This is a genomic window from Paenibacillus sp. 01T424, from assembly GCF_056398745.1.
Window position 1 is genome coordinate 34,146 of sequence record NZ_JBFTPZ010000021.1, and the last position, 22,158, is coordinate 56,303.

At 41.7% G+C, this 22,158-nt stretch carries 17 protein-coding genes; 2 read left to right on the forward strand and 15 right to left on the reverse strand.

Annotation, left to right across the window (positions count from 1 at the left end; translation table 11 throughout):
• Positions 1 to 48 precede the first annotated feature (48 nt).
• Entirely contained in the window at positions 49 to 1,461 is a 1,413-nt protein-coding gene (locus AC1DPK_RS17005; RefSeq protein WP_477511076.1) for an MFS transporter, read from the reverse strand.
• Between the two features lie 80 nt (positions 1,462 to 1,541).
• Entirely contained in the window at positions 1,542 to 1,994 is a 453-nt protein-coding gene (locus tag AC1DPK_RS17010; RefSeq protein WP_477511077.1) for a MarR family winged helix-turn-helix transcriptional regulator, read from the reverse strand.
• A 216-nt stretch (positions 1,995 to 2,210) separates the two neighbouring features.
• On the opposite strand from AC1DPK_RS17010, the gene AC1DPK_RS17015 reads away from it, so the two are divergent.
• Together AC1DPK_RS17015 and mprF are read left to right on the forward strand one after the other, a co-directional pair.
• On the forward strand, positions 2,211 to 2,429 hold the full coding sequence (locus tag AC1DPK_RS17015; RefSeq protein WP_441885375.1) for a hypothetical protein: 219 nt from the start codon (positions 2,211 to 2,213) through the stop codon (positions 2,427 to 2,429).
• A 239-nt stretch (positions 2,430 to 2,668) separates the two neighbouring features.
• Positions 2,669 to 5,317 carry a bifunctional lysylphosphatidylglycerol flippase/synthetase MprF gene (gene mprF, locus AC1DPK_RS17020; protein WP_477511078.1) on the forward strand — a complete coding sequence of 883 codons (2,649 nt, stop codon included), beginning with the start codon at positions 2,669 to 2,671 and terminating at the stop codon, positions 5,315 to 5,317.
• Positions 5,318 to 5,371: 54 nt separating this feature from the next.
• Here mprF and AC1DPK_RS17025 read toward each other — a convergent pair whose 3' ends face one another.
• The 13 genes from AC1DPK_RS17025 to AC1DPK_RS17085 form a co-directional block, all read right to left on the reverse strand.
• Positions 5,372 to 6,151, reverse strand: a complete 780-nt coding sequence (locus tag AC1DPK_RS17025; RefSeq protein ID WP_076270964.1) for a squalene/phytoene synthase family protein — start codon at positions 6,149 to 6,151, stop codon at positions 5,372 to 5,374.
• Between the two features lie 377 nt (positions 6,152 to 6,528).
• Positions 6,529 to 7,125, reverse strand: coding sequence for a YdcF family protein (locus tag AC1DPK_RS17030; RefSeq protein ID WP_441885371.1), 597 nt, complete (start codon positions 7,123 to 7,125; stop codon positions 6,529 to 6,531).
• Positions 7,126 to 7,168: 43 nt separating this feature from the next.
• Positions 7,169 to 8,023, reverse strand: a complete 855-nt coding sequence (locus tag AC1DPK_RS17035) for a helix-turn-helix transcriptional regulator (RefSeq protein ID WP_477511079.1) — start codon at positions 8,021 to 8,023, stop codon at positions 7,169 to 7,171.
• A gap of 23 nt (positions 8,024 to 8,046) precedes the next feature.
• Entirely contained in the window at positions 8,047 to 8,853 is an 807-nt protein-coding gene (locus AC1DPK_RS17040) for a sugar phosphate isomerase/epimerase family protein (protein ID WP_477511080.1), read from the reverse strand.
• Positions 8,854 to 8,880: 27 nt separating this feature from the next.
• Complete coding sequence (locus tag AC1DPK_RS17045) at positions 8,881 to 9,618, reverse strand: phytanoyl-CoA dioxygenase family protein (RefSeq protein WP_477511081.1); 738 nt, start codon at positions 9,616 to 9,618, stop codon at positions 8,881 to 8,883.
• 181 nt (positions 9,619 to 9,799) lie between these two features.
• A complete protein-coding gene (locus tag AC1DPK_RS17050; RefSeq protein WP_477511082.1) occupies positions 9,800 to 11,644 on the reverse strand; it encodes a sensor histidine kinase in 1,845 nt (614 codons plus the stop codon).
• A 21-nt stretch (positions 11,645 to 11,665) separates the two neighbouring features.
• A complete protein-coding gene (locus AC1DPK_RS17055; protein ID WP_441885363.1) occupies positions 11,666 to 13,243 on the reverse strand; it encodes a response regulator in 1,578 nt (525 codons plus the stop codon).
• Positions 13,244 to 13,275: 32 nt separating this feature from the next.
• A complete protein-coding gene (locus AC1DPK_RS17060; RefSeq protein WP_441885407.1) occupies positions 13,276 to 14,913 on the reverse strand; it encodes an extracellular solute-binding protein in 1,638 nt (545 codons plus the stop codon).
• Between the two features lie 202 nt (positions 14,914 to 15,115).
• Positions 15,116 to 16,804 carry a type 2 periplasmic-binding domain-containing protein gene (locus AC1DPK_RS17065; RefSeq protein ID WP_441885361.1) on the reverse strand — a complete coding sequence of 563 codons (1,689 nt, stop codon included), beginning with the start codon at positions 16,802 to 16,804 and terminating at the stop codon, positions 15,116 to 15,118.
• 72 nt (positions 16,805 to 16,876) lie between these two features.
• Complete coding sequence (locus AC1DPK_RS17070; protein WP_076270966.1) at positions 16,877 to 17,737, reverse strand: carbohydrate ABC transporter permease; 861 nt, start codon at positions 17,735 to 17,737, stop codon at positions 16,877 to 16,879.
• A 67-nt stretch (positions 17,738 to 17,804) separates the two neighbouring features.
• A complete protein-coding gene (locus tag AC1DPK_RS17075; protein WP_441885359.1) occupies positions 17,805 to 18,782 on the reverse strand; it encodes an ABC transporter permease in 978 nt (325 codons plus the stop codon).
• A gap of 284 nt (positions 18,783 to 19,066) precedes the next feature.
• Positions 19,067 to 20,899 (reverse strand): UbiD family decarboxylase, encoded by a 1,833-nt coding sequence (locus tag AC1DPK_RS17080; RefSeq protein ID WP_441885357.1) that lies wholly within the window; start codon positions 20,897 to 20,899, stop codon positions 19,067 to 19,069.
• A 257-nt stretch (positions 20,900 to 21,156) separates the two neighbouring features.
• On the reverse strand, positions 21,157 to 22,014 hold the full coding sequence (locus tag AC1DPK_RS17085; RefSeq protein ID WP_477511083.1) for a phytanoyl-CoA dioxygenase family protein: 858 nt from the start codon (positions 22,012 to 22,014) through the stop codon (positions 21,157 to 21,159).
• Positions 22,015 to 22,158 lie beyond the last annotated feature (144 nt).

The window sequence follows — 22,158 nt, forward strand, 5'->3', positions numbered from 1 at the left end:
CTGCATGTAATTGAATATAGAGAGCCTCGTTTATTTTACAATTGGCTTCTAAGCGGTTGTTGAAGATGATTTGGACTTCTCAAGCTTTGTCTGCAAAGCTGCTTTATCACGCGATGGTCTGAATAACAAATAATACAAGCCAACAATGATTGCAGCCAAGATTGCTAAGGAAAAGAAAATATTGCTATATAGGTATGCCCCGTTATGAATGGCAAATGGGTTAAAATGGACCGCTGTTTGCTTCAAATCCAGCATTTTTCCGATAATACTTGTTGTCATTGCTCCCGAGATAAAGTTAAGCAAGGACATGAGTCCCATTCCTACTCCTATTTGCTCCTTGGCAAGCGTTCTTGATATCGTGTTGGACATCGCAATTTGCATAAAGGTTTGACCTATATTTCCGAATATTAACAAAAACACGATTAGATATGGTGATAATCCAACAAATACTGATAACAAAATAAAACAAGTAAAGCTTAATGAAATCGCAAGGTATACTAAAAATGAGTTGCCTTTCTCATCTGCAAGCCTGCCCCCTCGTCGCCCCATCAATGCAGAGGTAATAGCTGCAGGAAACATAACAAAGCCGATAATGGCAGGGGACAACTGGTTAAGACCCGCCAAAAACTGTGGGGTTACAAAAGGCATGCTAAAGCTTAACGATGTAGCTAGAAAAGTCATGATTAAACCAAACGTATATTTCTTATTGCTGAACAGCTTGGGCTGGATAAACGGCTCAGTCGCTGTTCGAATGCGAACAATAAATAAAACGAGTGTTACAGCACCGCCTAGAGCAATAAACCAACTTCCAACTGAGATGGACATCAGTAATAATGCGACGGAGCCTCCAAGCAGAATGCCGCCCAAATAGTCAATTTTTTGAGCTTTTCCTCTGTCGTTGTCCAAATATTTTCTAAAGAACGGAAGTGCAATCAGCGGAATCACTGATATTAAAAATAAAAATCTCCAGTTGATGAAGCTTGTAACGATTCCAGCAACAATGGGCGCGAGTGCGGTTCCAAGAGCAAGACCCGCCGCAACCGTACCTAACGCCCTGCCACGCTTCTCAGGAGAGAAATAACGTACTGGGACAATCATCGCTGTAGCTGGGATAACGGCTGCACCGCTTGCTTGCAGCACCCTCCCAAGCACGATCATCCAATATTCAGAAGCGAGCAAACCTACGATCGATCCAAGTGCAAAGATAATTAATCCGAAGGTCAATAGATCCTTTAGCCGATATTTGTCCGCGAGCTTTCCGTATGTAACGGAGCCTACTGCAAAAACGATCATGTAACCCGTAATCAGCCAGCTCACCTGTGAGGCGGTAATGCCAAATTCCTTGCTGATGACAGGCATAACAACATTAAACATTGAAGCATTCATAATAGAGAAGACTAATGTAAAAGCTAATATAGGCAGCAGCTTCTCGCCTATTTTTTGTTTATCTGTAACTTCCATATCCCGTTACGTCCTTTCCTGTTTTAGACTACATATAGTTTGAATTCAAACTATATGTCCGAATATAACAAGCGTATCGCTTACTCATACGCTTTAATAATTTTTCTGAGTAAAACATGTAGATGTGCCGCTTCTTCCTTGGTTAGCAAATGGTCCGATTTCTCTTTCGCTTGTGCAACAGCATTTGAAGCTTTCAAGGACATTTCTACCCCTTGCTCGGTTAAATAAATTCTTTTCATTCTTGCATCCGAGTCATGCGCACGCCTTACAACCCAGCCTCTCTTCACCATCCCGTTGATTAAGCTGGTTACACTCGATTTGTCTATAAATAGCAGCTTCTCCAAGTCGGAGTTCATCACGCCTGGTTTCATAGCGAGCAAATGAAGAGACTGTGATTGCTGAGGAGTGAGGCCGAGCGGTCGAAGCGAAGTTTCAATTGCACGCCGAATATTCGTAAATGCCAGTTTTATAAGCAATGTACTGCTGTCCTCTTGCTCCCAAGGAAAACGAGTAATGTGATTGTCTTTTCCCATTCAGAGCACCGCCTAAACTAGTTTGAATTCAAACTAATAATAAGGATGTAAGATTGCTTTGTCAACGAAAATTAACTGGACTGCGCTCGTTAATCTCCTTTTTCTAGTCTATAACTTCAATTCTCTTGTTTCATTTCATATAAAAGAGGTTATAAACAATAGAATTAACTGCATATAATCAAATAGCTTGTTTCACATTACAAGGAGGATTCAATCATGGACTATATTATTAACAAAACATTTAAAAACGTGGATGTATACTTTGACGGCTCTCATTATATTGGCTGCTCATTTATAGACTGCACGATTCATATAACATCACTGCGTTTTAATTATGATCGCTGCACGTTCTCTGGTTCAAAATTCAAGCTCAGCCCTAAAATGCTTATGCTGAAAAACGTTTATTCATTATTGCCTTCATCTATAACTGGATAAACGAATGTACAAGCCTAAACCTAATGTCCAGCTTCAGGGAAACTAAAGTTTAAAAACTTTAAAGCCTCTGAGCGCTGGACATTTTCTTTTTCCCCTAAAAAAGATGTTCCACGTCGTTCACATTTCGGTTTAATTTCCTAATTGAGGAAACATTAATGAGTAAGCAGGCTATACTTTATGTGTCCCACATGGCAAAATAATGAATAGTAAGGGACAAACCATACATAAGGGGAATATTAATGAAATGGATTCGCGAAATAGCTTACAAGCTGCATCTAATTAAGCTTGTATCCATCCTATACCGTGCAAGAGTACTGCGTTTTCTACTGCCAGTTGCTATTATCGCCTTTGTTTACTTCGAAGGAAAAAAACAGTTCCGTGAGATCCACTGGGGAAGAATGATCCATGAGTTTCATCACATGCACCCCTTTACAATTTTTCTTCTGCTCAGCTTCTCCATGCTCGCTGTCTCTGTCATGAGTACTTATGACTTGTTGATTCGCAAGCATTTTCATTTAAAGATTGGGATTTGGGATACGATTCGTTATGGATGGATTGCAAACACCTCAAACAATTTGATTGGTTTTGCGGGTCTTACAGGAGCAGGGCTGCGATCAATTCTATATCGAAATCGAGAGGTTCCCATCGGGAGTATTGCTGCTTCTGTTGCCTTTCTTTCGACGATAACTTTTACAGGTCTATCGCTGCTAGCATGGCTGTGTATTATCGGCATTTTCCCTGTTCAAGCATTGCTGAATGCTCATCCATGGCTTACCTATGCGATGTGGGCAATCGCACTGTATTTACCGCTATTCGTGCTGCTTCAAAGAACCTCGCTTTTCTCCAAATGGATTAATCGGAATCGAGGACAATTGACTTGGCGCATTATGACCGCATCCGTTGGTTCTTCCTTTTTGGAATGGTTTTTTGCTGGTATGACCTTCTGGCTTATTGGAGCAACATTTATTCCTGAACTTACATTTACAAACGCGCTTGGAATTTATACGTTAGCAGCAATAGCCGGCATTATAAGCATGGCACCTGGCGGTATCGGTGGTTTTGATTTAACGGCTATATTAGGCTTACAGCTGCTCGGCTTTCCACCTGATAAATGCGCGGTCATCCTTGTTCTGTTTAGAATTCTGTATTATTTTGTGCCATGGTTAATCGGCCTTATGATGGCAGCATTCGAGTTTCCTATGAACCGGAAACGATCGGAGCAGTCTGATAGCGGCATCATGGATCGAGCATTAAATATTTGGCAAAGTGTTTGGCGCTGGCCGGGACAATTTGCATTTATCGGCGAGGTTGGGGCATGGTCACTCGGTAAGCTTGTATTTGCGAGTGGGGTCATATTGCTGCTGTCCGCAGCGACACCCGCTTTACTTTACAGGATACATTTTACGGAAGAATTGGTTTCGTTTCAGATTATGAGGCTGTCTCATCAATTAAGCATCATCATCGGCATTATGCTTATCATGCTGTCTCGCGGTATTTCACTTCGAGTGAAGCGAGCCTATTACTGGACACTTTTCCTGCTTTGTGCTGGTTCCTTCTTCGCACTTGCCAAAGCGTTTGATTACGAGGAAGCTATATTTCTACTCATTGTCGCGTTGCTGTTATGGATTTCAAGACATCGATTTTATCGTTTGGCTATACCCGTAGGGATTTATAATGTGCTAGGCTGGGGGCTTATTACACTCTTAATCACCTATGGTTATTACCTCATCGCATCCCATTCGTATCCGGCATTTCTCAAACATCTGCCAAGAAAGGCTCACACCACATGGCTGATAGATCCAAGCCAGCATACGATAGCTGCGATATTTGGTCTCTTGGTTGCTTGGCTCTTCCTATCCTTGCTTTATATGTTTCGTCCTAAGCCGCTCGCCGTTTTAGAAACAGCTGAGGATGAGCAGTTGAAATTAAAAGCTTTTCTTGAAAAGGAACAAGGAAATTTATTGACGCATATGCTCTTTACCGGTGACAAGAGCTTCTTCTGGGCGATGAAGGATCAAGTGTTAATACCCTATGCGAAAATTCGAAATAAGCTTGTTGTGCTCGGTGATCCTTTAGGTCCCAAAAGCATGATTAGCGAAGCGATTCAACAGTTTCAGCAATTTGCCGATCAGTTTGCGGTAGAGGTCGTATTTTATCAAACGACACCTGACTATTTACCGTTTTATCACGAAAACGGCTATCGCTTTTTTAAACTGGGTGAGGAAGCATTGGTTCATCTGGACAATTTCACGCTTGTCGGAAAACAAAATGCCAGTCTTCGGGCGGTTAAAAACCGCTTTGAACGTGAGAATTTTCAATTTGAAATCGTACATCCGCCTCATGATAAGCAGTTGTTAAAGAAACTGTCGTTCATCTCTGACCAATGGCTGGACGGAAAACACGAGAAGGGTTATTCTCTCGGATGGTTTGATGAAGATTATTTGCAGCTCGCGCCCATTGCGCTATTAAAAAATTCAGATGATCAAATTATTGCTTTCGCTTCTTTGACGCCTGCCTATGATGGTACGACCTTATCTGTAGATTTAATGCGCTATTTAAAATCCACCCCAAATGGAACGATGGATCAATTGTTCATTTGCCTTATGGAGTGGGCAAAAACAGAAGGATATGCGCAATTTAATTTAGGGATGGCTCCACTTTCGAGTGTAGGCCAGAGCCAAAACGCAATAAAAGAAGAGAAGCTGGCACGCATTCTGTTCGAGTATGGCGGAAGCTGGTATGGCTTTGTTGGCCTCCGGCGATACAAAGACAAGTTCTCACCACATTGGGAGCCTCGCTATTTGGCGTATCCTTCGACAGTATCATTACCGCTATTGCTAGTCGAGCTGGTACGGTTAATCTCACGGCACCCGAATAAAAACAAATAAAAGCAAAGCCCATGGAATCCCATGGGCTTTGCTTTTATTTATAGAATAAGCTCGTTAATTAATGCTGCCTACAAGCTTCATAACGGCGTCTCGCGTTAATTTGTTACCGCCAACAGCAATGAGGTTAATGGTTGCATGTGCCAGCGTAAGCGGAATTTTGCAAAACTCTAGCGCAGGACCGCCTTTTAAATCAGATATATACGAATCCGCCAACTTCAGGTTGCGGCGCGTGTACTTAATCATTTCTTTCTGTCCCCAGCCTTCAGGGAAAAAGTCTACGCCACGTTCAAGATCCTCTGTGCGATTACGCAGAATATTTACGGCTTGTAAGCCTCTTCCGAAAGCAACTGCTTTGATTCGGTCTGATTTCGTGCCATCGTGCCAGAACCATATGTCAGACAACATTTCCCCTACCATACCGGCAACACTATAAGTATAATTATCCAGATCCTCTTCCGTTCGGATATCCCAGCCTTCATGAACCCAATCAGCCATCTGCTTGGCCATTGTCGCTGTATGGTTATAAACGACATTCGTAACCGTCGGAGGACATAAAAGCGCCCATTCATGAATTCTCATCGTAACTTCCGGCAGTGTTTCTGCATAAGGAGAAAGGAGTTTTTGCGATTCATTAATCACATCATCGGAACTAAACGCATCATGAATGCCAAGCAATAATTCTGCTTTCACCTCATCTGCTAGCGTCTCATGATCCTCAATTTCATCAATTGCTCTCATACACAAATAAGCGGATGCAACTGCATCCTTTAAACCTGACTTCAACCTGCTGATGGGAATATAAAAAGTACGACTTGTTTGCTTTAACATGATCATCGCATCATTCAAAATAAAAACTCCTTCATTATGGCAGCTTTACTTTTAACTTGTTTTAATCGTTAATATTATAATACCATACATGGATTTAGATGTGCACCGCAACTGTGATTTCCTGCGTTTATCCTTCTTGATTTAGGAAGAACCTGTAACCGTATCCTTAATATCGGAGGCTTTTGGCATAATTATTCAGTTAGGATGACACATTTCCCTCTCCTTTCATTTAAACGCAGCCTTACTTCCTGAAACGATACCCTTAATAAAATACAAAATCCCGAAAGTTAAACTCATCCAATTGAGTGTTTAACTTTCGGGCTGCAAAAAAGATGAGCTGTGAAACAGCAGTTTATTTATCATAAGTTACTTCTTTTATTCTCTTACTTTAAAAATAATATTTTCAGCTGATAACCTGTTAAGAAGAACGTTTCTCTTAAAAGAAAAGGAAGCTTAGTACCCAAACTCTTGTAGGCTGACGTCTGAGTTGGTGAAGAGTAAGCATCCATCCCTAAGTGTCTAGTCATAAGAAGAGCACGCTTCATATGCAAAGGATCGCTGACGATGGTAAAGGTATTGATTTGTTGTTGTTGTGCTATCGCATGGGCATTAGCTAAATTTTGTTCCGTGATTTTTGAATGCTCTTCAAGAACAATATCCTCACCTGGAACCTTATACTGCATAACATATCGTTTTGACACTTCCGCTTCAGACAAGGAATCTCCCTTACCTGTGCCTCCAGTAACGATTATTTTCTTTATGTATCCATTGTTATAGAGCCAAATGGCATGATTCAATCTGTTCTTTAGAACTGTCGACGGTTTATCGTCCCAGACTGCTGCCCCAAGCACAATTGCGGCATCTGTGTAAATGAGCTCATTCACCTTAGCAAACGAAATAATGCTCCATACTGCATAGAGAATATAAACAAAACATAAAAGCACAGCAATTGCTGTGCCTTGTATAAGTCTCCTTCGCACTGCTGTACCCTCCTAACATGGCATATAGGTTTATACGTCACATTTATGGCCGAATATATTTTCTCCGAAACTCTCGAGGTGATTTCTCATACTTTTTTTTAAACGCTCGTTCAAAGTTAGGCAGTGTATTAAAGCCCGCGGCATAACATACTTCCGTTATCGGCAAGATTGAACTGCTGAGCAATGCAGAGGCGAACTGAAGCCTTTTTCCTTGTAGATGCTCTTGAAATGATGTACCTGTATGCTTTTTGAAGCATTCGCTAAAATAATTGGCTGATATTCCAGCATATCTCGCTATTTCATCTAATGAAAGCGGCTCTCGAAAATGGTGTTGAATAAAGATGATCGACTTTCTAATGGAAGAAGGGATTGCGCTAATGGCTACATAGTCGTCAAGCAAGCGCTGATGCCCGTTATTTCTATAGAGATGGATGAGTATTCTCTCAAAACTTCCCTGCACCAGCATGCTGCTGCCTAGCTGCCACATCTGTGATTCATTCCAAATCCGAGTAAATTCCATTTCAATTTCACTAGCACTTTCGTCACGAAAAGTATGCAAATGAAGCGATACCTGTTCAAATAACATTTCTGTCAGCTCTGGGCGGATAAATGATTCATCAAAAATAAGATTAAACAAATGAATCGTTTGTCCTTCATCTGGGATGATCTCATGGAAATCTGCCGTTGTCAGCAGAAAAGTCATTCCTTTCTCTAAAGGAAAAGGCTCTCCGTTTATAACATGAGTTCCTGTACCAGACACAACAAAGCCCATTTCAAAAAAATCATGCCAATGGGCAGCAATTTTGTTATCGATCACATGTTTGAAAATCTTATAGGGGGATGACAAGGTCAAAAAGTTTTTACCAAGCAATCTCTCAGGCGTTAATTCATACTTCATGACGATTTCCCCCTATCAGACTTTTAATGGTCAAACCATTCGGCATATTTGGCAGCCATAAAATCGGTCATCCATTGATTTACTTCTATTAAATCAACAATAGGCTTATTGGTAAAAGGCACCGTCGGCATATAATTCGGTGGACCAAACTCTGCTGTAAAAGTTGTCCAAGCTCTTTCCTTCGCAGCTTGCTTCATAAATATCCGCTGCCACCAGCCTGTAAATAAAGCAAGCTCCGATGCGTATTCAGGTGCGCCAGGATGTGGCACTTGAGGTCCCTGTGGAAATCCGACACGGCCATGAACATGTATGCTGCGATCAATAGCAAGAGCAAGCTCATCCGCATGATTATCCAGATGCGACTCACATACGTTCACCCAATGGCTGAAGTCTGCAGTGATGCGCAAGTCAGGAAAACGCTTCAGCAATCTTGCAGTTGTCCATGGTGTAAACATCGCTCGGCTGCGATGGGTTTCATGCCCGACCTGAAGGCCAGACCTTGCTTCAATTGTAAGTGCTCCTTCAAAAAAACGATCCTGCTCCGCTTCTGACATGCTGTCTCTAGCGCTTTGCGAGTTAATAAACAGCGGATTAAAATCCGTTGCTCGCATGACTTGTTTCTCGAAGCTATCGAGATGGTCATCATGTGTACTTACCTGCGCGATGAAGGCCAGCTTATTTGTTTCCAATGCCGCTTTAAAGGACTTTTCTTCAGAGGCAGGCGGCAGCGGCGCTTCTATTCCAAAGTAACCTGCTTCTGCTGCATATGTCAAAAGCTCCTCATAGCTACCCTGCATTCCCCACAACGCTTTTATTCGTCTCAATTCCAATACCTGTCCCCCCTTTTGTTAAGCCTATTATACATTGACAAAAGGATTGCCGGCTAAATCTTTTCCACGCGCTAGCCAGATTTTATGACCACGGTTCTTTTCAGTATAGACTTGCGCATCCGTTGAGAAATAACGCATCGTATAACCACAGCGGCGGAATTCACTTTTGTTAGGAGCTGCACCATGTATGATGCGAGAATCATGGACAGAGCACTCGCCTGGCTCAAGCTCGAAATAAACGGCCTTTGACTCATCCTTATTGCGAATTTCCGTATCAAAAATGTTGTCATTGCCATCCACCTGCTCGTACTCCGAGAAACCATTGTTATGCGTTCCCGGGATGACGCGCATACAGCCATTTTCCTTAGAGCTGCGGTCAATAGCCAGCCATACGGTCACAATGTTATCAAATCGGCTAAGTCGTCCGTTCCAATATGCGGAGTCTTCATGCCATGGCGTTTGCTTGCCAATAAGCGGCTCTTTGCAGATGAAATGACTAGACCACAAGCCAATGTTAGGACCAATTAAAGGCTCTACCAGATCAAGCACTTCATCGCTTAATAGAAACTTAAGTAGTCGCTCATCACGGAAATGCGGGGTATCGAGCTCGCTGTTCAGCTTCCGGCCCACAAGCTCCCATTGCTCCTCAAAAATATTAGTCAGCTCTGTCATCTTATCTGCGCTAAACAACTGTTTCTTATGCAGCGCATAACCATTTTCCTTATAAAACTGTACTTCTTGCTCCGTCAATGTAGATATCGCCATCAATATCGCCTCCAATAAAATGGTGTATTGCTATAAAATGATCATAACGGAGCAGGAGCAAACTTACTTCTTATCCCATCGGCAAAAGTATGCATATCTTCTGATCCAACTGCTCGCTTATCCAGAAAATAAATTTAATAAGTAAAAAGCCGCTTCCTAATGGACGCGGCTTTTTCGTTGTTTATCCTGCAATATTTGGAATGCATTCTTGAATAATAAGATTCCTTTTCCTTGCTGGAATCCTTATATGGACAGTTGTTCCAATACCTATACGACTGAATATGGAAACCCCATATTCTGAACCATAGTGAAGCTTGATTCTCTGATCGATATTTCGAATCCCATATCCAATGTTCCCTTTATCTAGCCCGCTGAATATTTCATCAATTCGCTCCTGCGGCATTCCGAACCCGTCGTCGATTATCTTATAATGCACTGTGTTTTCTTCCATATAGGTAACAATCCGAATATGAATGCGATCTCCGCTCCATGCGTGCTTAAGCGTATTTTCAATGAAAGGCTGCAAAATAAGCTTCACCGTCTCAAAAGGCCATATATTCTCATCAATCTCGAATAATACTTCCAGACGTTTCCCGTACTTCACCTTCTGTATGCTTACATATGCGTTGGCCTGCTCCATCTCCGCTGCGATTGGAATCATCGTACGGCCTGAATTCAGCGTAAGTCTATAAAACTTCGCGAGCTCCAACACCATTTTTTGCAGTTTTTCATTTTCCCCGAATTTTGCCAGCTGGTTGATCGATGAAAGGGTATTGTATAAAAAGTGCGGATTGATCTGAAGCTGCAGCATTTCCAGCTCAGCCTCTTTTTTCTGAAGCTGCGTCAAATATACCTTATTAATTAATGCCTCTACATCCTCGCCCATTCCGTTTAGCGCCRTTGCAATTTGAGAGAATTCATCCTTCCCTCTGTAGGCAATTCGCTTATGCAAATCCCCCTCGCGGAAAGCATTCAACACCGATACAAATTTCAAAATTCGTTTGGAGAAATAACGTGAAATAAAGACACCCGCAAACGTTAACAAAACAAAGCTTAGTACGCAGATGAAAATAATAAATGCCCGTACCTTCGCAGCTTCCTGCTCGATAATGGTAAGTGGAACTTGCGCCACTAATGTCCAATTCTGATTGAGCAATTTTTCTTCTATTCTTAAGTATTCTTGCTTATCGCTATTTTCATTTGTCGATACATTTTTGTTTATTTTCGAAACTGGTTTGGTTGAGCCTTCCGGAAGCTGCCCAGAGGAGAAAATAACGTACCCCGTAGAATCCACGACTGACAGCATGCTGCCGTCGCCAAGCTTCGAGAAGTCAACGCTATTAAACAGCTCCTTCATCTGAACGCTAAACCGCATAATAGCCAGCTCTTCAACTTCCAATGGATTATCGGTGTCGACGATACGTCGTATCATTGAAATACGATGATCTCGTACATCCTCTTCAACCTGTTTCCACTCCATAGTCACGCCGTATTCTTCTTTTGGAATGGATGTGTACCATAACTTATCCTGAATGCGGCTCATATGATAAATATCATAGGTTTGCTCTTTGGATTCATCGTTATCGGCAGCATTGTCTTTCTTCCATCTATTCTCATAAATTTGGTTCACCGTTTTATTATGAAAGTAGACAGACAACCTTAAATTCATCCCAATAGATTTCGAGGCGCTTTCCAGCTTTGGGCTAATGATCTGATTCATTCGATTTAAATTGGCAATGCCTATTTCATCAACTCGAATGCTCTGAACCAGATTATAATCATCATAGAGTGTAGACGATATTCGGACAATATCATCTAGTTTATACTTCACGTTGTCGCGCATTTGCTCCATCGTTCCTTCAATATTCATACGCGTCTGCTTACGCATGGAAGAGTCATACATCGAATGAGACACATAGAAATTGACAACGACCAAAATAACGATAAAGATCATATAGGACAGCATAAGCTTGTATCCGATCGGCATATATCCGAGTCTCTTTCTATTCTCCCGGACTATTTTCATCTAAAGCTCCCCCATTATTGATCAATTCTCTCTCTTCCGATATTCCATAGGTGTCATGCCAAACTTCTCCTTAAATTGTCGGCTGAAATAGGGAAGATAACGATAACCAACCTGATCGGCAACTTCATAAATTTTTATCCCGGGTTGATTGAGCAGTTCACATGCTTTCTCCATACGCAGATGCACGAGCAGTTCATTGAAGGTATGACCTGACTTTTCTTTTATTAAAAACCCCATATAGCTAGGCGAGAAAGAAAACTGCAGCGCCATATCTTTGAGGGTAATATTTTCACTCATCCTCTCCTTAATTGACTTCGTGACGCTGCGTATAAACTTGCTGTCTTTCATGACGTTTTTCTTCTGCAGTCGTTCAGAAATTTCATATAAGAGCTTTACAAGCCATGAACGTATATCGTTAATCGTTTCGAATTGCATTAAAACTTCGAGATGGTGAATATCAATACCTAGCAGTTCAAATAAATCCTCATTCATTTCACTTAAATATTGATCCAGCTTCCATATAATATAGCTGGTCATATGATGAACAGTAAATCTGGAGCGAAGACTAGAAGCCGATGCAAACAAGTTCTCGAATTCGTCGTAAATCCGAACAAGCTCATATCCTTCCATAGCCTTTAATAGTGCTTTCATTCGTGTATCCAGAATCCGAGCGTCCAGCATGCCTGGTTCCGCTCTGACCTCTTCATATTTGATGATATCCCCTTTTCCAAGAAACATCTTGCCTTCAACAGCTTCTATCGCTTGTCGGTAGGATACTTGCAGCTTTTCTATCGAATGAACTGCTTCACCGAGGCCGGTTGTTATCGATACCGTTAGATGCTGCGAAAGCGCATTGCATAACGTTTTGACGGTTTGACCAATAGCTTTGTCTTCCAGCAATATAGCAATGCGTTGAGATGACAGCTTGCAGTATGGCAGCATGCCTATCTTTTGAATCGTTTCATGTACAATTTGAAGAGAGTTGCGCGACCATTCTCTCTGTGAAGATGCGTTCTCGGTTTGTCTCAACGACTGATTATCCAGTTCCATAATCGCAACACGGATAGGCCAGTTCAATTGATCGAAGCCATAGTGTAAAATCAGCTTGGACATGGAAACGCCCTCCGTTGTTTCCAATCCTTCCAACACATGAATCAAAAAGTCGCTTTTGGCAATCGGAATCATTTGTTGATAGGCTTCTTCCACTTCACGCTGCTTGTTCTCCTCATCAAGATCCTGCTTCACCTTTAACAAAGACGACACCAATTCATTGTCATCCATTGGCTTTAGTACATAATTGTAAGCCTTTAAAGATAACGCCTGCTGTACGTAGCTGAACTCCTGATAGCCGCTAACGAATATAATACGCATATTAGGTTTGCGTTCGAGTGCAATTCGGGCAAGCTCAAGTCCTGACATATAAGGCATATTAACATCGCTGACTAATATATCGATGGGCTGCTCATCTATTATTTCGCATGCTGATAATGCATTATTTACGCTGCCCTTCACTTCCATTCCAAGCTCAGACCAAGGAATAAACCGTTTCATTCCTTCCAGATCGAGTTCTTCGTCATCGACTAACAATACCTTATACATAAGAGCAGCTCCTTCAAGTTAACAAATTTACGTTACTCTTGATTTAATACTTTTAAGTTTTCTTGCCACTTCGACGTAATAAAATCTAAATATTCTTGAAAACCTGATTCCATCGAATCCTTATGCGCTAAATCCAATATCTCTAATACCTCTTCATCCGTTTGCCCGTACATCGCATATGAGCGCGCGCTTAACCATATTTCTTTCACCCGCGCAAAGATTCTGCCTTCGTCAGAATTTGGTGTCGGTTGCAAATTGATAAACGGTGTTGCATCCCCCTGAGATTCCCAAGTTACCTTTTGCTGCCAATATGTAGACCAGTTTCGCTTGTCCTCAGGCAATGTTTTTTCATAATCGCTTTTGGTTTGATCGAGATATACCGTGTTGCCAACCCAAATCAACTCGCCAGAGATTGCTTGTATTTCACTCAGCCCATCCGGGTCTGATGTGTATTTGCTCGTAAATTTTGGCGTTATTCCATCTTCTTTGAAGCCATCCCAGTACCCGTTTGGCCCCGGCGGGCCCCACATCTGAACAGCAGAACCTTCCGGCCCTGTCATCCAATCCAGCATAGCGAATATCGCTTCTGGATTTTTTGCGCTTGTCGTTATTGTAGAGACATTCCAGCCAAGCACATTGTATGTGCCAGGATAAATCTTATTCGGATCCAATCCTTCCTTATAAATAGGATCGATAAAGATATAACCATCCTCCGGATTTTTCCTTACAAGCTCTGCATTAGCCAACATCACTTGACGCATAGGGTCCGCACTGGCATAAACCGCCACTTTACCGCTCATAAGCTTCTCACTTACCTGATCATCCGTTTGGGTCCAAGCATCCGAGGTAATCAATCCTTCACGCACAAGCTTTGCTACAAATAATGCCGACTCGCGAAATCCTTCATCTTTATAGATCGATGTCATCTTATCTCCACTCGTTACAGCGTAGTAGCGAGTAAAGCTATAATTATTTTCCTTGAAAGCGGAAAATAATTGATCAATTCCTTGCCCCTCACTGGCAATTCCTGTTTCAAAAGGTACGACGTCAGGATAGTTGGCTTTTACTTTATTGAGGTAATCATAAAGCTCATTTGTCGTAGATAGCTTAGGGGAACCTAATTCCCGATATATTCGTTTATTAACGACATAACCTGCGTTGCCGTACGGTTTATTAGTGTAATAATTTGGAAAATAATAAATATGTCCATCTGGTGCTCGAAGCAAATCTAAAATTTTAGTGCCTGCCCATTTTTTTAAATTTGGATATTTATCTATATAGTTATCGAGCGGTACGAGTAAGCCCGCTTCACGCAAACGTTCCAGATCATAACCGCGATCACCCCAAATGATATCCGGCAGCTGCTTGCTGGCAATCATCTTTCGAAGCTTCTGCTTTCCGTTTCCTTCTACGTCGATTCCTTTGATGTGAATATTAAGATTATCCTTAATCCACTTCGAAGAGGGATCTGCGCCCCACTGCGGCATCGAATAATAACTGTAGTGACCATAAAAAGAAATATCAAGCCTTTCTTTGCCTAGTTCATAGAGCTGATCGGGAGGTAGATTTATTTGTATTTCTTCCGTTGTTCCCTCATCAGTTATTGGAACTGGTTTACTGTCTACTCCACTGCAGGCGACAAGCATACTAACAATGAAATAGACCAACATGAACCGCAGGAACCTCTCTTTCTTCGCGTACACTGACCAAGCACCCCTTATATGASCAGCATTTTTTGAAAAATCTCCCTTTAATAATATCAAAATAAATGCAAGCTATATATATAAAAGTTAAGTATAACCAAAAATACAGAGATATCCCAAGTGATCCAAATGGATCCCTTGGGATGATCTCTTTCACTATTAAACCTTATTATTCTCCAAGAATAGTTCTGTTAGCATGCCATCTTTCAGTACGCCATTCTAGAAGCTCTTTGTATTTATACGAATTAGCTTTCTTCTCAGCTGCATCTAGAATACGATCAACATCTGCATCACTCTTAGCTGTAGTTGATTCTGCTAGAGTCTCAAGAGTAAGATCAACAATTTGTTGTCTGGTATCACCGTATGGAGAATCCGGCTCAATATTAATGTTGGTAAGCGCTGTTGTATCATTAGATGACGGCCAAGTAATATCTCTCTGCCAACGTGCTGCCCAGTTTTGTTTTTCTAATGGCAGTGAATTAACGTATTTCAATTTTGCTGGGTCGATATACGATACGTTTCCTACGATGTGAACAACATCGTTTGCAGCCTGAATTGCTGTTACTTCCTCTTCATTGTAGTTTTCAGTAAAGATTGGTTGTTCATTTTCATCGAAACCTTTCCAGTTGCCGCCCTCAGGTCCGAAGAATGAGATTGTCATACCTTCAGGTCCTGTCATCCAATCAAGTGCTGCGAAGATTTTTTCTGGATCTTTTGCATGTTTAGTAATCGTCACAACGTTCCAACCAAGTGCATCGTAACCACCTGCAAAGATTTTGTTCTTATCAAGTCCAGCTTTGCGAACAGGCCAAATCATGAAATAACCAGCATTTGGATCTGCCTTTCTAAGCTCAGAATCTCCACGTGAAGCAAACGTAGTAACGCCTGATCCTGCATAAACAGCTACTTTACCAGTTACGATTTTTTCCGCAACGACATCTCTTGTTTGTGTCCACCAATCTTGTGCGATTAGCTTCTCACGGTACAATTTTGCAAGGTATTTTTGAGACTCACGGAAAGAAGGATCTGTAAAGAATGAAACGAGCTTATCCTCTTTGATTACGCCTTGTACATCGCTGCTCAATGATTTGTAGAGGTTGTTTTCACCAAATCCTGCGTAAACAACGCCTTGTCCTTGAATTTCAGAACCACGATCCAGTTCCAATGGAATCATATCAGTGTATTTCTCTTTTACTAATTTTAGGTATGCGTACAAATCATCAAATGTTTCAAGTGCTGGCGATCCAAGCTCAGCATACACTTTTTTGTTCACTACATAACCAGCTGTACTAGTTGGTTTATCTGTGTACCAGTTAGGGAATTTGTACAGCTTGCCATCCGCGGAACGAAGAAGTTCCATGGACTTAGGATTAAGATATTTCTTCAAATTCGGATACTTATCAAGATAAGGATCAAGCGCTACGAGCTGATCATTTGCAATAAGTCTTTCAATATCCGGATTGTAACGATCACCATAAATAACATCTGGCATTTGACTAGAGTCAGCCATAAAGGTCTGCATCAGCTGTGCAGAGTTCCCTTTTGCGTGAATCGGTTTGATCGTTACTTGTTTATTTTCTTTCAGGTATTTCCAAAAAGGGTTTGCATCCATGGTGTCAGGAAAATCTTGCCAGCTGTAGTGCGTATAAGCTGAGAATTCAATCGGGCTAGAACCAAATACCCATGCTTGATCTGCTGGAGCGTCTGTAGCCTCACTCCCTTTATTTGTGTTCGTTGCTGAATCTGTTGCTGCTGGTTTTGGATCATTGCCCCCCGAATTGCTGCATCCTGCAAGTACAGTTACCAGTAGAAACACCGCAGAGACTACCATTAACAGCGGCTTTTTCATTTTCTTCATGCTGATTTTACCCCTCTCATGATTAATATATATGTCCAAAGCGACATTCGCCTTAAACCGCTGGTCAACAAGCTATTCTTTTAGAGATCCAACCATAACACCCTTCATAAAAAATCTTTGAAGAAAAGGATATACAGCGATAATGGGAAGAGACACAATCATAATCATTGCACTAATAAGAGATTTGGAGGTAAGGGCTTTCGATGCCATTTTCTCACTAGCAATACTGTCATTTCCGATCGCATCCGTTAGAACATTAGAGTTCAATACTTTCCGCAATATCGTTTGAATAGGCAGCAAATCTTGATTAGAAACATAGATCGATGGCGCAAACCAATCATTCCAATGGGCAATGGCTGTAAACAAACCAAGTGTGGCGATTACTGGCATAGACAGCGGGAGCGCCATTTTGAAAAATATTCCCCAGTTGCTGCAGCCGTCAATTTGAGCCGACTCTTCTAATCCCACTGGCAAGCTTTTGAAGAAGGTTCGGAATACGATCATGTTCCATACACTGATTAGACCGGGAATAATGTAAACAAGGAAACTGTTCATCAAACCGAGTGATTTAATCAATAGAAAAGTTGGAATCAACCCTCCGCCGAAGTACATCGTAAAGATGAAATAAAAGGAATAATAGCCACGACCCATTAAATAGTTTTTGGACATGCCATACGCGAGCAATGCTGTCAAAAATGTTGCTGATATGGTTCCAATGATCGTTCGGCTAAAGGAAATGTAAAATGCATTTAAAATTTTGTCATCTTGAAAAACAATTTCATAATTTGCAAATGTAAACATCCTTGGCCAAAATGTAATGCCGCCTTTGGCTGTATCTGTTCCTTCATTCAACGATACAACGAGTGTATTCCAGAACGGATACAATGCGGAGAAAGCTAACAAAATGAGGAATACATATATGCATACAACCATAGCTCGGTCGTTATAGCTCAAACGCTTGAAAGTCAATTGATTTCGCCCCCAGTTATGAAGTAATGTTCTACCATAAGCCGTTGCCGGACCTACGGGCTAGGTAGTTAGCCGCCGTCAAGAGCAATACGCTGATCACTGCTCTAAATAAACCAACTGCAACACCGTAAGAAAATTTCCCATTCTGCAGGCCGACCCGATATACATAAGTATCAATAACATCCGACACCGGTCTTAGAATTGGATTCTGGGCAAGGATCAAAATATCTTCAAAACCAGCACTTAATAAATTCCCCATTGCTAGAATCATAAAGATGATAATAACCGGCATAATCGTTGGTATCGTAATGAGATAAATTTGCTTAAACTTGCTGGCTCCATCAATATCTGCGGCTTCATACAAATGCGGATCTACACCTGCGATTGCAGCAAGGTAAATAATCGAGCCAAAGCCGATTTCCTTCCATACCGTGGTCGAAACCAGTATGCCCCAGAAGTATTCCTTTAGGGACAGGAAGTTGACCGGTTCATCTATCGCTCCAACACCTTCAAGCAGCATATTGACACTGCCGTTTTCAGTTGAAAGCAACGCCATAACCATGCCGCCTACAATAACCCATGACATGAAATACGGTAGATATGTAATCGTTTGTACGACTCTCTTAAACACCATATGCCTGACTTCATTAAGCATTAGCGCCAATATAATCGGTGCTGGAAAACCTATTAATAGCTTTAAAAGGCTGATCACAAGTGTATTTCTCATGACCGTAGCGATATCAGGTGCAGTAAGGAACGCTTCAAAATGTTTAAAGCCCACCCAAGGGTTATCGAATATTCTCGATCCCGTAAAAAGGTTGTAATCCATAAACGCCGTCAATACACCATACATAGGTATATAGGCAAATACGAATATCAGCAAAATACCCGGCCACACCATCAATTGCACATCCATTTGCTTCATCAGGCGGTTGAAAAAGGTTTTTTTTCTCGGGCTGTTCTCCGGCGGAGTCGCTGTGTACTTTACCTTCGTTGTTGCTTGCGACATGCTCATCCTCCCATAATAAATTGATATAATTTTTGCAAATTAGTACTGAAGCGTCCTGCATCTTCAGCAGCAAATGCCGTTCATTAGGCTCATTTACATTCTAACTCTGTCAAAATGTTGAAACTATATAATAAAAACCCGATTTTTTATACTTTCACAGGCTTTTATGATAAATTCGATCATTTTATTGATTTTTGCAAACAAAATTGGTGAGGATGGTTTCAAAAATGGCCTTAAAATGACAAAAAAAACACGCCTTAAAAGGCGTGTCGTGTGTTGTAAAGCTATATGTTCAAACCACCCAAGCTGGCACCTTTAACAAATAATCGCTCGATGCTCTTCAGTACCGAAGGATCTGGAATTAATGGCGGTGCTTGATGCGGTTTAATACGAGCGTCAATAATCAAATTGTCACAAGCCCAATGCTTGTTCTCATAATGACTATTCACGCCATACATATCGTGTGATGGATTGCTGCGCGTAAAGGTAACCCATAGGAAGTTTTTAATCGTCTCGCTAATGAAATGACTATCATCACCTACTATAATCATAGGGCATGAAGAAAGAGCTCCCTTTTCTTGTATAGCATCACATAACAATTGCATTTCCTGCTTAGCACTGGCATAACTCATAAATGTAGAGCCTTGGATGACTACAACTCCCGGCATGACCATACGCGCATGCTCAAATCCGCTTATTTCTTTGAAAACATCGGGCACTTCTGTACATAAGTCTCTCTTTTTGTCCCCATATGCTGCGATGACTACTTTACTGCCGCTGTTTAATCCCGTACCCGAATAATCGAGTGTATCAATCGTCGTATTTGTATGGAAATGAATGTCACGGCTAAGATCGATACGTTCTAGTATATACGTTAAAAAATCCACTTCATCATGTGAATCCAGCGGCCTTTGATCTTCAGCTGTAATAAAAAGGTATTTGGCCAAACTCAGTTGTCCCGTACCCAAAATCCGATTAGCAATGGTGAGCAGCTCTGCCGGCTGTTTCACTTGCTGATACGGGGTGTACCGTTCGCTGCCTATTGCAAAAAGCAGAGGATGAACACCCGCTGCATCTACAGCATGCACTTCCTTTACACCAGGAATTTCTTGTCTAATCGCATCACCTGTCAGCTCATGAATGAGCTCTCCAAACGCTGTATCCTCTTGCGGCGGACGGCCAACAACGGTAAATGGCCAAATCGCTCCCGGCTTCGCGTACACTTTATGAACTTTCATGACAGGGAAAGGATGAGTAAGACTGTAATACCCCAAATGATCACCAAATGGTCCCTCAGGCTTCGTCTCGCCTTGATGAATTTCTCCTGTTATAACAAAATCAGCATCGTTGCTAATACAGAACCCATCCAAATAACTGTAGCGGAAACGGTGTCCTGACAGCATTCCGGCAACAGTCATCTCTGTCAGCCCTTCCGGCAGCGGCATAACAGCTGCAAGCGTATGTGCTGGAGGGCCGCCTACAAAACAGCTTACTTTTAAAGGGATACCCTTTTTATTCGTTTTATCTTGATGCACGCCGATGCCGCGATGAATCTGATAATGCACGCCAATTTCTTTGTTCATTTCATAATCATTGCCGCTCAGCTGTACACGATACATACCCAAATTTGAATTCATAATTCCTGGCTTGTCTGGATCTTCCGTGTAGACTTGAGGCAGGGTTACAAATGCACCGCCATCCATTGGCCAGCTTTGAATAAGCGGCAAATCCGAAATTTGTATTTCCTGCGCAGTTACTGGCAGACTGCCCGACTTCTTAACCGGAAGAGCTTTCCAAGCGGCCAAACCGGTTCTGACATGCTTAAACGGATTTTTTAATGCCTTCATGGGATCATTGCGCAGCTCCATCACACTTTGCACCGATTCCCAAGTGTTGCGGAATATGAATTTGCTGCGCTCTACCGTTCCGAACAAATTAGAAACTGCCCGAAATTTAGAGCCTTTTACATTTTCGAATAGCAGCGCTGGACCGCCAGCCTCATAAACTTTCATATGGATAGCAGCCATCTCAAGATACGGGTCAACTTCTTCTTTTATACGAACCAAATGTCCGTTTTTCTCTAAATCAATGACACATTCTTCTAAATTGCGATACATTTGAAATTCTCCAATCTCAGCCTGATAGGGTGATCAAAACTCACGCTCTTTTTATTAAAATTAATTCATATTGTTGCCTATTGTCAAACGCGATCAAAAATCAAATGTTATATGCAGCCAAGTATTAGCAAAAAACAAAAATACGCCATAAATGGCGTACTTTTATCATCTTATTAACGAAGTTTATAGTATTGATTATATACTTACTCTACTACAAAAGTATAGGCAGGCAGCCGTTAAAAAGCGCCTCCCTTGCCTTACAATTCGTTTTTTGTAGTATACAATACAGGCCAAGCTTCGCCCTCGTATATTTCTCCCTCTCTGCCGTTCATCATCTGTGCATTAAAATGATTATTGCCCTTAGCATCATATTTATATTTGGTTTCACCCGTCATGAGATGAACCGCCATTGAGCGGCGTGCTTGATCACTCGTATTAGGCCCGCTTCCATGGATGGTCAATGCATGATGAAAGCTTACTTGCCCGGCTTTCATTATAACAGGTACCGTTGAAAACTTTTCATTTTCCGGGATGTCCATTGCTTGCTGCTGCTTCTCCAAATTTTGCTCAAAGAAATCATTTACATTCAACAAGCCCCACTGGTGGCTGCGCGGCACCATCTGCATACAGCCATTCGATAGATCCACATCCGTAAATGCAACCCAAGCCGTAATGAGCGTCGGACCCGCGCAGCATTGCCAGTAAGCGTAATCTTGATGCCAGCCTACATTTGCTGTTTCCTTGCCTGTACCTCTTCCTGGTTTATACAGCAGCTGATCATGAAACAACCTTATCGTTTCCGTCTCCATCAAGGCAGCGGCAATTCCTCCGATTGTAGCGTTTACTGCTACGTTACGAAGTGTCAGATCTGACCAATGCGAATTATCTGTTTTCCTCAGAGCCCGCGGATTATCCTGTCCTTCCAGCCAATTGCATACCGGTGCTTTTCCAGTCTCGTATTCGCCGCGATATAGACGATCCTGATGCGCGACGATTTCCGCTAGCTCATCCTCAGAGAAAATAATAGGCGAAATCCAGTAACCATTTTCAGCAAAAAATGTGACATCTTCTTGTACAGGGAGACAATCTTTACGCAGTTGACCATTCATAGACATATTAAGCACCTCATGAATTCATATTTTAAACATATGATCATTATAAACCGGTTAAATTACGTTGTATTTTTTAATCCCATGCATAGATTTAAAGTTTTTGATCATTATTGCTTGTTGAGATTTTGTGCTGAAAAGGTATAATCG